Genomic DNA, 12,822 nt, shown 5'->3' with positions numbered 1-12,822 from the left:
GTCCTGTCAGCAACCTTCGTGCCAACGTCAAAAGGTCAGTAAAAACAAACAATAGGAAGGTTAACGCGGGGGTGTTGGGCGGAGTCTGCCGGGTGGATTCTGCCTGCGACGAATTGGCCTCCAAAACACATCGTTAACCATGGTCGCGCATGAGTACGGGGGTAGATTCCAAGGAACCGCGCGCGTGGCCAAAAAACCCCCCAAGGAAGCTCCCGCCCCTGAAGGCGAAGAGGGCGCTGTCGAGGGCGAAGCTCCAGCCAAGAAGAAGCCGCCGATCATTCTGATCGCGGCCGCTGCTGGCGTGCTCGTACTGGGCGGTGGTGGCGCGGCAGCCTTCTTCCTGATGAAGCCCAAGCCCGAAGCCCATGGTGAAAAGGGCGCTGAAGAGCACGGCAAGGAAAAGAAGGAAAAGAAGGAAAAGAAGGACGACAAGAAGAAGGAAGGCGACAAAGGCGCCGCTGCTGGCGCCGAGGGCGCGGCCGGCGTGCCGGTGATCAAGGAAGGGCCCGACGGGATCGTCTTCTACACCCTGCCTGACATCGTCGTGAACATGCAGACCGCCGACGGCAAGTCGACCTTCCTGAAGCTGAAGCTGACCTTCGAGCTGCCCGACGAGGAAACGGCCGAGGTTCTGACGCCGAATCTGCCCAGGCTGCAGGACATGTTCCAGACCTTCCTGCGCGAGCTGCGTCCGGAAGACCTGAACGGTAGCCAGGGCACCTACCAACTCCGCGTCGAGTTGCTGCGTCGGGTTAATCTCGTCGCCGCGCCGTCAAAGGTGAACGCCGTCCTGATCGAGGAGATGCTGATCAACTAGCCCCTTCGGGGGCTGGCTGGGCAAACCAACATGGCGGACGAACTCGACGATCAGGCCGCGATGGCCCAATGGGCTTCGCAGAACCCTCCGGGCGGGGCCGAGGGCGGCGGGGCTGCGAGCGAATTCGGCGACTTCAGCGGTGGCATGGGCGGCGGCGGCTGGGACGACGGCGGCGGCGGCGACATGGCGGGATCCGAGCGGATCCTGAACCAGGATGAAATCGACAGCCTGCTGGGCTTCGACCTGTCGGGCGACGGCAACGACGACCGCACCGGTATCCGGGCGATCATCAACTCGGCTCTGGTCAGCTACGAGCGTCTGCCGATGCTCGAAATCGTCTTCGACCGCCTGGTGCGGTTGATGACCACCAGCCTGCGCAATTTCACCAGCGACAACGTCGAAGTCAGCCTCGACAACATCAGCTCGATCCGTTTCGGCGACTATCTGAACTCGATCCCGCTGCCGGCCATCCTGGCGGTGTTCCGGGCCGAGGAACTGGACAACTACGGCCTGCTGACCGTCGACTCCAACCTGATCTACTCGATCGTCGACGTGCTGCTGGGCGGCCGTCGCGGCACGGCGGCCATGCGCATCGAAGGTCGCCCCTACACCACCATCGAGCGGGTGCTGGTGCAGCGGATGATCGAAGTGGTCCTGCACGACCTGAAGGCCGCGTTCGAGCCGCTGCATCCGGTCTCGTTCTCGCTGGATCGTCTGGAGACCAACCCGCGCTTCGCCGCCATCGCCCGGCCCGCCAACGCCGCGATCCTGGTCAAGCTTCGCATCGACATGGAAGACCGCGGCGGCCGTATCGAACTGCTGCTGCCCTATGCGACGCTGGAGCCCATCCGCAAGATGCTGCTGCAGCAGTTCATGGGCGAGAAGTTCGGCCGCGACAACATCTGGGAAGGCCACTTGGCCACCGAACTCTGGACCACCCAGATGGAGGTCCGCGCCGTTCTCGACGAGCAGCAGCTGCCGCTGTCAAAGGTGCTGAACCTTCAGGTCGGCGACACCATGATGCTGAACGCCACGCCTGATAGTCTGGTCGAGCTGCGCGCCGGGGCGATCCCGCTGACGCGCGGTCGCATGGGACGTCGCAATCACTCCATCGCCATCCGCGCCGAGGCGCCGCTGTCGCCTGCGGCCAAGAAAGCGGTTCAAAAGCTGAAATGAGCCTCGTCGCCGTCGCCATGAATGGTTTGCTCGCGGTGCTGCTGATTGTAGCCTTGGGCTTTGGCTGGCGACTTGAGCGTCGCCTCAAGGCCCTGCGCGACAGCCATGTCGGCTTCGCCAAGGCCGTGGCCGACCTGGATCAAGCCGCCGCGCGGGCTGAACAGGGTCTGGCTGATCTGCGCGCCGCCACCGACGAGGCTTCCGAAGCCCTGGCCGATCGCATCGAGCGCGCCACGGTCCTTGCCGCCAAGCTCGACGAGCGCCTCAATCGCCCGATGGTGACCCCGCCGCCCGCCGCCGCCTCGGCCCCTGTGGCTGCGCGTATGGAGGCCTCCGAGCCGAAGGCGGACCGCCGCCTCAAGGCCGAGGATTTCGAGCGCCTGCTGGATCGTGAAGCCAAGGCCAGTCGGCCAATCGAGTCTTCCGCCCGCGCCAACCTCGACCCGCGACCTAGTGTCGCCAAGGAAACCCCGCGTTCACGAGCGCGGGTTGATGATGACCTCTTCGAGGGCCCGGTCGATCCGCCGCGTCCCGGACCCAGTTTCAGAGCCCGGTGATGAAGAACATTCCTCGTATTCTCCCGCTCGTCGGCGTCGCCGTTGGCGGCGTTCTGGCTGTCAACGCCTTGGCCGGCGCCAAGTCGCTGCCGGACATGCTCGGTGGCGCCAAGGCCTTTGCTGAGGGTGTGGTCAAACCGGACGCCAAGGCCGAACAAGGCGAAGTGGCAAAGTCGGCCGAGTCTGCTGGTCATGACGCCGCCGCCTCAGCGGCTTCGTCGGTTCCGCCCCGCGTTTGCGCTCCTTCGGTGACCGATCTGGCCCGAGAGGCCGGTCTGTCGCCCGCTGAACTGCGCATCCTGCAAAGCCTGGGCGCGCGTCGCGGCCAACTGGACCAGCGCGAGCAGGATATTGACGTGCAACTGCAATTGCTGGCTGCCGCAGAAGCCAAGCTGGACGCCAAGGTCAAGGCGCTGAACGGCCTCAAGGGCGATATCCAGGGTCTTCTTGGCCAGGCTGACAGCCAGAAGTCGGCCGAGGTCGACCGCATGGTCACCGTGTTCTCGAGCATGAAGCCCAAGGACGCCGCCGCGCGGATGACGATCCTGGAAGATTCGGTTCGTCTGCCGATCGCCGCCAAGATGAAGGAGCGCACGCTCAGCCTGATCCTGGCGAACATGACCCCGGTCGACGCCAAGGCCCTGACGGAGCGTCTGGCCAACCGCTTCGCCAACGACGTCATCAACAAGGGCAAGGCCGCGGTTGCCGAGAACGCAGCGCCTGCGGCCGACGCGAACGCCCAGGGCAAGCAGGCGTCCGCCGCGCCGCTGGCGGGCGCCGCTGCGCCCAAGAAGGCCGGTTAGGCGTTCCATGAGCCTTCGCGCGATCCTGCGGTCCAGCGTCGCGGCGGTTTGCATCGCCAGCGTGGCGGCGCCGTCGGTCAACGCCGCCGGTCCTGTCGCCGCGTCGCGCGGCGCCCTTGATGTGCGCGTTGCTCAGGCGGCCGAATTTAGCCGTCTGGAATTCCATTGGGCCGGCGGCGCCCGCATGACGTCAAAGCGCGACGGTCAGGTCCTGACCCTGCGCTTCAATCGCGACGCCAACCCCGACATGTCGACCCTGCGGCTGAACCCGCCGCGCTGGGTGAAATCCGCCGAGGCCCGTCATAAGGGCGGGGCGCTGGAAATTGTCATCACCCTGGCAGACGACGCCGAGGCCCGCGTGGGCAACGCGGACGGCGCCGACTTCGTCAATATCTTTGCCCGTGCGGGCGCCATGGCCGACGCCGCCCACTCGCCGGCGCACGTCGCCCCGGTCGGCCGTCCCAATCCCATGCCGCCGGGCGGCGTGGTCAAGGCGGGATACGAAAAGGTCGATGGCCAGGTGCGGCTGGCCTTCAACTGGGCCGCGCCGTCCGGCGCCGCCGTGTTCCGTCGCGGCGAGGCGGTGTGGGTGGTGTTCGACACCCCTGCGCGCCTGGACATCTCGAAGATTCCAGGCTCCAGCGCCCATTATTCCAGGATCCAGGTCTTCAAAGGCGCCGACTACAGCGCCCTGCGCATCGTTACGCCGCTCGGCACGCCCTACTATGCCGAGGGGCAGGGTGGTCAGTGGTCGATCAGCCTGGGCGCCGGTTCGCAGGCTACGCCCGACTCCATCCGCGTGGCCCGGGATGAGACCGTCACACCCGCTACCCTGACTGCGGCCCTGGCCGGCGTCACCAAGGCGGTCTGGGTCAATGATCCCGCCGTTGGCGACCGCCTCCTTGTCGCGCCGGCCTTGGCGCCGTCCAAGGGCTTGCCGTCGCGTCGTGAATATGTCGAGATGGCGCTGCTGCCCTCCGCCCAGGGTCTGGCCGCGGAAACCTATGCCAGTGACCTGATGGTCTCGATCGATGGCGACCTGTTGCGCATCGGTCGGCCCAAGGGGCTGGTGCTCTCACCGCTTTCGGCCGCCAAGGCTCCGGAAGAGGCCGCCGCCGGCGCCCCGCAGCCGATGGCCATGCCCGCCCTGATCGATCTCGACAACTGGCCCAAGACCGGGTCGGGCGGGTTCCTGGCGCGCTATAACGCGCTGCAGGGCGCCATCTCCGCAGCGGGGGAGGGCGAAGACAAGAGCGGCGACATCGGCGCCCGCATGGCTTTGGCGCGGTTCCTGGTCGGCTCCGGGATGTCCTATGAGGCCATAGGGGTTCTCAACGCCGCAGCCCGCAAGCACCAGACGCTGATGGGCGACGCCGAGTTCCGTGGTCTGCGCGGCGTGGCGCGGGTGATGGCCAATCGTTTGGCCGAAGCCGAAACTGATTTTGCGTCGCCCGTCCTGGCTGACGACGCTTCAAGTGCGCAGTGGCGTGGCTATATCGCCGCGCAGCAGGGCGAGTGGGTCGACGCGCGCCAGAAATTCGCCACCGGCGGCCGGGCGCTCGACCTTTTTCCGGCGCTCTGGCGCGCGCGCTTCCAGCATGCCCAGGCCAAGGCTGCCCTGGGGACCGGCGATCTTGTTGGCGCCGCGCGTCTGGTCGCTGACGCTTTGAGCCAGCCCAAGATCCCTGTTGAGGACCAGCTTGATATCCGTCTGACCCAGGCGCGCCTCTTTGAGGCCAAAGGCGAGAAGAGCCGCGCCCTGCGCATGTTCCAGGCCATCGCCAAGGCGCCGATAGATCGCATCGCCGCGCCCGCCATGCTGCATGCGACCCAGATCCGGCTTGCCAAGGGCCAGATCGACGCGGCGGCCGCAGCCAGCGAGCTCAACCAGCTCCGCTTCCGCTGGCGCGGCGACGGCGTCGAACTGGAGACCATTCGCGGTCTGGGCAAGCTGTTCATCGACCAGGGCCGCTATCGCGAGGCGCTGGAGGTTCTGCACTCGGCCGGGAACAACCAGCCCGATCACCCGGAGGCGATCGGGCTGCGCAGGGACCTCAATGGCGCGTTCCGGGCCCTGTTCCTCGACGGCCTGGCCGACGGCATGCAGCCGATCCAGGCCGTCGGCCTGTTCTATGATTTCCAGGACCTGACCCCGCTGGGCGCTGACGGCGACCAGATGGTGCGCAATCTCGTGCGCCGCCTGGTGGATGTCGACCTGCTGGATGAAGCCGGCAAGTTGCTGAAATATCAGGTCGACAACCGTCTCGACGGTGTGCCCAAGGCCCAGGTGGCGACGGACCTGGCCTGGATCTATCTGATGAACAAGCAGCCCGAGAGCGCGCTGCAGGCCATCAACGAGAGCCGCACCACGATCCTGCCGCCGGCCTTGAACGCCGAGCGTCGCCTGGCCACGGCGCGAGCCTATATGGGTCTTGGCCGCTACGACGCGGCGCTTGAACTGGTCGAGAACGACAACAGCCGTGACTCCCAGGATATCCGCGCCGAGATCGCCTGGAAGCAGCGCACCTGGCCAGCCGCCGCCAGCCTGTATGAAAAGTCGCTGGGCGACCGGTGGAAGGGTCCGGGGGCTCTGGCCGCAGGTGAGGAAGCCCGACTGTTGCGCGCAGGGGTGGCCTATAGCCTGGCCGACGACGATGTATCACTTGGCCGTCTGCGTCAGCGCTATTCCGGTTTTGTCGAGGGGGCGCGCAATCCCGAGGGGCTGCGTGTCGCCCTGTCGGGCATGAACGTCGAATCGCTGTCGAGCGCTGACTTTGGTCGCGTGACCGCCGACAACGAGGCGTTCGGCGGATGGGTGGCCAAGATGAAAGACCGCTTCCGGGCGGCCCGCCCTGCCGGATCGCCCGCGCGGGGCTAGCCCGCAAGGAAATTTCGCCGGATCTCCGAAATCGCCGCCACTCCGCAACCCGCGTGCCCAACGCGCCGCTGAGCGCGCGACAATCATCCCGTAAAACGCGATTGGTCTTATGGCGAGCTTCGCGCGTTTGGCCTAGTTAGAGCGCCGCCCGACTTCCCGGGCGGAACGTCGGTGACAGCGGCTTGCCAAGCTTGAGCAAGCGTGTCATGACAACGTTGTCATAGGGTGGAAGATCTAGTGAATATGACCAACGACGGCGAAAATGGCCGTGATGTTCTGGTGCTGCTTGGCGGCGCTGGGGATCTGGCGCTGCGCATGCTGCTGCCTTCGCTCTATTTCCTGGAGGTCGACCGCCTTCTGTCGCACGATCTGAGGATCGTCGCCGTCGCGCGTGGCGAGGGAGATGGTGCGAGCTACAAGGCGCTGGTTCGCGAGCAACTGGGCAAGCGCGCCACCGTCGAGGAAGCCGCCTGGAACCGCCTGGCGGCCCGGCTGGACTACCTTTCCGTCGACATGACCAAGGATGAGGGGGCGGCCAAGCTGGCCGAGCGCATCGGCGAGCACGGCTCGCTGGTGGTGTATTTCGCCCTGTCGCCCAGCCTCTACGGCCCGGTCTGCAATGCGCTCCAATCCGCAGGCCTAACGGGTCCGAAGTCCCGTCTGGTCCTCGAAAAGCCTATCGGCCGCGACCTGGAAAGCTCGCGCAAGACTAACGCTGCGGTCGGCGCCGTGGTCGGCGAAGAGCAGATCTTCCGCATCGACCACTATCTGGGCAAGGAAACGGTCCAGAACCTGACGGCCCTGCGCTTTGCCAACGTGCTGTTCGAGCCCCTGTGGGACCGCAACACGATCGACCACGTCCAGATCACCATCGCCGAGACTGAAAAGGTCGGTGATCGCTGGCCCTATTATGACGAATACGGCGCGCTGCGGGACATGGTGCAGAACCATATGCTGCAGCTCCTTTGCCTTGTCGCCATGGAGGCGCCCTCAGGTTTCGATCCGGACGCCATGCGTGACGAGAAGGTCAAGGTTCTTCGCAGCCTGCGGCCCTTCAACAAGGACACTGTGGCCCATGACACGGTGCGTGGTCAGTATGTGGCCGGCGTCGTCGAAGGCGGCGCGCGCGAGGGCTATCTGCAGGAGGTCGGCAAGGCCACCAAGACCGAGACCTTCGTGGCGATGAAGGTGGCGATCGACAACTGGCGCTGGGACGGCGTGCCGTTCTTCCTGCGCACCGGCAAGAACCTGCCCGACCGCCGCACCCAGATCGTCGTGCAGTTCAAGGCGTTGCCGCACAACATCTTCGGTCAGGCGACGGATGGGGACCTTTTCTCCAACCGCCTGGTCATCGATCTGCAGCCCGACGAGAATATCGTCCTGACCCTGATGAACAAGCGTCCGGGGCTGTCGGAAGAGGGCATGCGTCTGCAATCGCTGCCGCTGTCGCTGTCGTTCAGCCAGAGCGGCGGCCGTCGCCGGATCGCCTACGAAAAGCTGTTCCTCGATGTTTTCCGCGGCGACCGCACCCTTTTCGTACGGCGTGACGAGGTTGAGCAGGCCTGGAAGTTCATCGACGGCGTCTCGGCCGCCTGGGCCGCGGCCAATATCGAGCCCGCGCCCTATGCGGCGGGCACCTGGGGACCGCACTCCTCAGCGGGCCTGATTTCGCCCGGCGGCCGAGCCTGGAAGGCCTGATCATGAACCAGCCCCAGATCGAAACCTTCAACACGCGTGAAGACCTCTACGACGCCGCCGCCTCGGTGCTGGCGTCGACCCTGACCACCGCCGTCGCCAAGCGTGGCCAGGCCGGCTTCGCGGCGACAGGCGGCACCACGCCGGCGCCCGTGTACGACCGCCTGGCGACCATGATCGCGCCCTGGGATAAGATCGTGGTGACGCTGAGCGACGACCGCTTCGTGCCGCCGTCTCACGCGGGCAGCAACGAAGGTCTGGTCCGCCGCCATCTGCTGGTCGGCGAAGCGGCCAAGGCCCAGTTCGCCCCGCTCTATTTCGCGGGCGTCAGCCAGGAAGACTCCGCCTTGAAGGCCGAGGCCGGCGTCGCCGCCGCCATGCCGTTCGGGGCGGTGCTGCTCGGCGTCGGGGCCGATGGCCACTTCGCCTCGCTCTTTCCGGGCTCGCCCATGCTGGCTCAGGGGCTGGATCCCGCGTCGGAACGTCTGGTCGTGGCCGCGCCCGCTGGCTCGCCTGCGCCCGATATTCCTCGCCTCAGCCTGACCTTTGCGGCTCTGACCCGCGCCGATCTGATCGTGTTGCTGGTGACTGGCGAGGCCAAGCGCGCCCTGTTGGCAGGGCCCATCGATCCGGCCCTGCCGGTTGCGTCCATCCTCAAACAGGACCGCGCCAGGGTCCGCATCCTGTGGGCGGAGTAGTCGTCATGAGCCTCAATCCGGTCATCGCCAAGGTCACCGCACGGATCGTCGAGCGCAGCCGCGACAGCCGCGCCGCCTATCTGGCCAACATGGAGGCGGCGATCGCCAACCAGCCGGGTCGGGCCAAGCTGTCCTGCGCCAACTGGGCCCATGCGTTCGCCGCCTCACCGGGCGTCGACAAGGTGCGGGCGCTGGATCCCAACGCGCCCAATATCGGCATTGTCTCGGCCTATAACGACATGCTGTCGGCCCACCAGCCGCTGGAAGAGTATCCCGCGCTGATCAAGGTCGCCGCGCGTGAGGTCGGGGCTACCGCCCAGTTCGCCGGCGGTGTGCCGGCCATGTGCGATGGCGTCACCCAGGGCCGCCCGGGTATGGAGTTGTCGCTGTTTTCGCGCGACGTCATCGCCATGGCCACGGCCATCGCCCTGACCCATGACGCCTTCGACAGCGCGCTCTATCTTGGCGTTTGCGACAAGATCGTACCGGGCCTGGTGATCGGGGCCCTGACGTTCAGCCATCTGCCGGCGCTGTTCGTGCCGGCCGGCCCGATGACCTCGGGCCTGCCCAATTCGGAAAAGGCCCGTATCCGCGCCCTTTATGCCGAGGGCAAGGTCGGCCGCGAGGAATTGCTTGAGGCCGAGAGCGCAAGCTATCACGGGCCGGGCACCTGCACCTTCTATGGCACGGCTAACACCAACCAGATGCTGATGGAGCTAATGGGCTTCCATCTGCCTGGTTCGGCCTTCGTGCATCCCAACACCCCGCTGCGCGAGGCGCTGGTCAAGGAGGCCGCTCGCCGCGCCGCAGCTGTCACCAACAAGGGCAATGAGTTCATCCCGGTCGGCCGCATGATCGACGAGAAGTCGGTCGTCAACGGCGTGGTTGGCCTGATGGCCACCGGTGGTTCGACCAATCTGGCCCTGCACCTGGTCGCCATGGCCCATGCCGCCGGCGTGATCCTGACGCTGGAAGACCTGGACGAGATCTCCAAGGCCACGCCGCTGCTGGCCCGCGTCTACCCCAACGGCTCGGCGGATGTGAACCACTTCCAGGCCGCAGGCGGCATGGCCTTGGTGATCCGCGAACTCCTGAAGGCCGGGCTCGCCCACGAAGACGTCCTGACCATCGCGGGCCCAGGCCTGTCGCGTTACACCCAGGAGCCGGCCCTCGAAGATGGCCAGCTGGTGTGGCGGGATGGCGCGGCGGAGTCGCTTGACACCGCCATCGTGCGCCCGGTTTCCGACGCCTTCAGTCCCGAGGGCGGCCTGCGCATGCTGGGCGGCAATATCGGTCGCGGGGTGATGAAGATCTCGGCCGTGAAACCCGAGCATCACACCATCACCGCCCCGGCGGCGGTGTTTCAGGAACAGGAAGACTTCATCGCCGCCTTCAAGCGCGGTGAACTGGACCGCGACGTCGTGGTGGTGATGCGCTTCCAGGGCCCGGCCGCCAACGGCATGCCGGAGCTGCATAATCTGTCGCCGTCGATCTCTGTGCTGCTCGACCGCGGCTTCAAGGTGGCGCTCGTCACCGACGGCCGCATGTCGGGCGCATCGGGCAAGACCCCAGCGGCGATTCACGTCACGCCGGAAGCCGCCAAGGGCGGTATGCTGGCCTATGTTCAGGACGGCGACGTGATCACGGTCGACGCTGCGAATGGCGAACTGAAAGTGCTGGTGGACGAGGCGATCTTGCTCGCTCGGACTCCAGCAAATGTCCCGGCGTCCAAGCCGGGCTTTGGGCGGGAATTGTTCGGCTGGATGCGTGCGGGGGTCGGCCCTGCCGACCACGGCGCCTCCGTGCTGTTTGCTTGAGGAAGCAGTCTAGATGAACGGCTTGAAGGACGGCGGGCTTGGCCTGGTCGGCGACATCGGCGGAACCAACGCGCGTTTCGCCCTGGTGGAATTCGATGGGCCTGATCCCCGCCTGATCGAACCGACGGCCTATAAGGGCGAGGACTACGCCACGGCCGAAGATGCCATCGAGGACTATCTGCACAAGGTCGGGGTCAAGCATCCCGATCAGGCCGTGGTCGCCGTGGCGGGTCCCATCGAGCACGGCACGGTCCATATGACCAATCTGGACTGGCGGATCTCGGAAGACAGTCTGCGCCGGGCTGGCGGCTTTCGAAAGGCGACCCTGATCAACGACTTCACGGCCCAGGCCTTGGCCGCGCCGCGCCTGTCGCCCAAGGACCTGCGCCAGATCGGTAGCTTGCCGACGTCCGGTGAGGGGGATCTGGCGATCCTTGGTCCTGGAACAGGATTTGGCGTCGCCGGCATGGCCCGCCGCCACGGGGTCGATACGCCCCTGACGACGGAAGGTGGCCACATCGCCTTCGCGCCGACCGACGAGATTGAAATCGAGATCCTGCGCGCCCTGACCAAGCAGTTCGGCCGGGTGTCGATCGAACGCATCCTGTCTGGCCCCGGCATGGAGGATCTGCACACGATCCTGGCTGCCGCCGAGGGCCGCAAGGTCGAGTCTCTGCCGGCCAAGCAGATCAGCGAGCGGGCTCTGGACGGTTGCGCCGACAGTCTGGCGACCGTGAACCGGTTCTGCGCCATTCTCGGTTCGACGGCGGGGGACCTGGCCCTGGCCCTGGGGGCCCGAGGCGGCGTGTTCATCGCCGGTGGCATCGGCGCCAAGATTGTCGAATTGCTGGAGACTGGCCCGTTCCGCGCCCGCTTCGAGGCCAAGGGCCGGTTTGTCGACTACATGAAATCCATACCGACCCATGTGGTCATGCATCCCTATACCGCCTTGATCGGAGCAGCCGTGGCCCTGACGCCGGAAGGATACGCCTCAATCTCCTAGCCCAAGGCTGCCCTTACGCGCGCGCAGGGGCTCGCCATGACAAGGCTGTCATGGCTTATTGCCGGACAAGCCGAATGAATCGGCGAGCGTGGCAGCCTAAGGTGGGCGCCGGTTTTGGCGTCTGCCACGCTCAAAGCATGATTTAGAGCCCCAAAAGGCTCTAGCGCGAGGGGCGGAATTGAGCTCGAAGATCACTATCCATGATGTCGCCCGACAGTCGGGCGTCTCGATCAAGACTGTCTCGCGCGTCCTTAATCGCGAACCCAACGTCAAGGCCGACACCCGCGATCGGGTGCAGGCGGCGGTGGCGGCGCTACACTATCGCCCCAATATTTCGGCTCGCAGCCTGGCGGGATCGAAGGCCTATCTGATTGGCGTCTTCTTCGACAACCCCAGCCCCGGCTACATCACCGATGTCCAGCTGGGCGCCATCGCGCGGTGTCGGGAGGAGGGCTATCACCTCATTGTCGAGCCGCTCGATTCCACGGCCGACAATGTCGAGGACCAGGTCGCGCCCATGTTGGCGACCCTGCGGATGGATGGCGTCATCCTCACGGCGCCGGTCTGTGACCATCCTGTCGTGCTGGCGGCGCTGGAGCGGGAGCAGGTGCCGTATGTGCGCATCTCGCCCGGCAGCGACCTGGACCGTTCAGCCCGGGTCGGCATGGACGACCGGCTGGCCGCCTATGAGATGACCAAGCACCTGATCGAACTGGGTCACCGCGACATTGGCTTCATCATCGGCCACCCCGATCACGGCGCTTCGCATCTGCGCCATCAGGGCTTCATGGAGGCGATGGCCGATAGCGGCCTGACGGTTCGGCCTGAGCGGGTGGAGCAGGGCTACTTCTCGTTTCGCTCCGGCTTTGAGGCGGCAGAACGGTTGCTGACTGGCGGCGACCGGCCCACGGCCGTGTTCGCCAGCAATGACGACATGGCGCTGGGCGTCATGGCCGTCGCCAACCGACTGCGGCTGAATGTGCCCGAAACCCTGTCCGTGGCCGGGTTCGACGACACACCGGGCGCCAAGGTCGTCTGGCCGCAGCTGACCACCGTCCGTCAGCCGATCGCCGCGATGGCGGGGGCGGCGGCCGACATGCTGCTGAACGGGGTGTCGTGGGACGAGGGCGAGCTTCCGCCCTCAAAGCTGCTGGATTTCGAACTGGTGGTCCGTGAATCGACAGGTCCAGCGGCGGTCTAGCCTCTACTGGACGCCAGGGGGATAGATCATAGTTGACAGCGCTGTCTGATTACGTTGTCATGGCCCCAACCAAGAACGTCGCTTTCAAGCGGCGTCCGGAGGAGACCTTGATCTCGCTACATATTTCGCCGGACCGCGCGTGTTCGCTGGTCGTCGCCTCGTGTCGAGGCCTCTAGG

At 66.0% G+C, this 12,822-nt stretch carries 10 protein-coding genes; all 10 read left to right on the top strand.

Annotation, left to right across the window (positions count from 1 at the left end; translation table 11 throughout):
• Positions 1–184: 184 nt before the first annotated feature.
• Positions 185–817 carry a flagellar basal body-associated protein FliL gene (gene fliL / locus ACW17Z_RS04495; RefSeq protein WP_492057724.1) on the top strand — a complete coding sequence of 211 codons (633 nt, stop codon included), beginning with the start codon at positions 185–187 and terminating at the stop codon, positions 815–817.
• A 30-nt stretch (positions 818–847) separates the two neighbouring features.
• The gene (gene fliM, locus ACW17Z_RS04490) at positions 848–1,993 is read left to right on the top strand and encodes a flagellar motor switch protein FliM (protein ID WP_492057723.1); all 1,146 of its coding nucleotides are present in this window, start codon (positions 848–850) and stop codon (positions 1,991–1,993) included.
• On the top strand, positions 1,990–2,550 hold the full coding sequence (locus ACW17Z_RS04485; RefSeq protein WP_492057721.1) for a DUF6468 domain-containing protein: 561 nt from the start codon (positions 1,990–1,992) through the stop codon (positions 2,548–2,550). Before fliM ends, ACW17Z_RS04485 begins: the two co-directional genes overlap by 4 nt.
• The gene (locus tag ACW17Z_RS04480) at positions 2,550–3,353 is read left to right on the top strand and encodes a MotE family protein (protein WP_492057720.1); all 804 of its coding nucleotides are present in this window, start codon (positions 2,550–2,552) and stop codon (positions 3,351–3,353) included. Before ACW17Z_RS04485 ends, ACW17Z_RS04480 begins: the two co-directional genes overlap by 1 nt.
• A 7-nt stretch (positions 3,354–3,360) precedes the next feature.
• Positions 3,361–6,231: a tetratricopeptide repeat protein gene (locus tag ACW17Z_RS04475; protein WP_492057718.1), complete on the top strand. Its 2,871-nt coding sequence runs from the start codon at positions 3,361–3,363 to the stop codon at positions 6,229–6,231.
• Positions 6,232–6,474: 243 nt separating this feature from the next.
• Positions 6,475–7,929: a glucose-6-phosphate dehydrogenase gene (zwf, locus tag ACW17Z_RS04470; RefSeq protein ID WP_492057717.1), complete on the top strand. Its 1,455-nt coding sequence runs from the start codon at positions 6,475–6,477 to the stop codon at positions 7,927–7,929.
• Between the two features lie 2 nt (positions 7,930–7,931).
• Complete coding sequence (gene pgl / locus ACW17Z_RS04465; protein ID WP_492057716.1) at positions 7,932–8,624, top strand: 6-phosphogluconolactonase; 693 nt, start codon at positions 7,932–7,934, stop codon at positions 8,622–8,624.
• A gap of 5 nt (positions 8,625–8,629) precedes the next feature.
• Positions 8,630–10,441: a phosphogluconate dehydratase gene (gene edd / locus ACW17Z_RS04460; protein ID WP_492057714.1), complete on the top strand. Its 1,812-nt coding sequence runs from the start codon at positions 8,630–8,632 to the stop codon at positions 10,439–10,441.
• Positions 10,442–10,454: 13 nt separating this feature from the next.
• Complete coding sequence (glk, locus tag ACW17Z_RS04455; protein WP_492057713.1) at positions 10,455–11,444, top strand: glucokinase; 990 nt, start codon at positions 10,455–10,457, stop codon at positions 11,442–11,444.
• A 178-nt stretch (positions 11,445–11,622) separates the two neighbouring features.
• Positions 11,623–12,645, top strand: a complete 1,023-nt coding sequence (locus ACW17Z_RS04450) for a LacI family DNA-binding transcriptional regulator (RefSeq protein WP_492057711.1) — start codon at positions 11,623–11,625, stop codon at positions 12,643–12,645.
• The last annotated feature ends 177 nt before the right edge of the window (positions 12,646–12,822 follow it).

It is taken from the genome of Caulobacter sp. GSs2, from assembly GCF_058680895.1.
The sequence above is the reverse complement of the archived record's forward strand: the minus strand, read 5'-3'. Positions and strand labels throughout refer to the sequence as shown.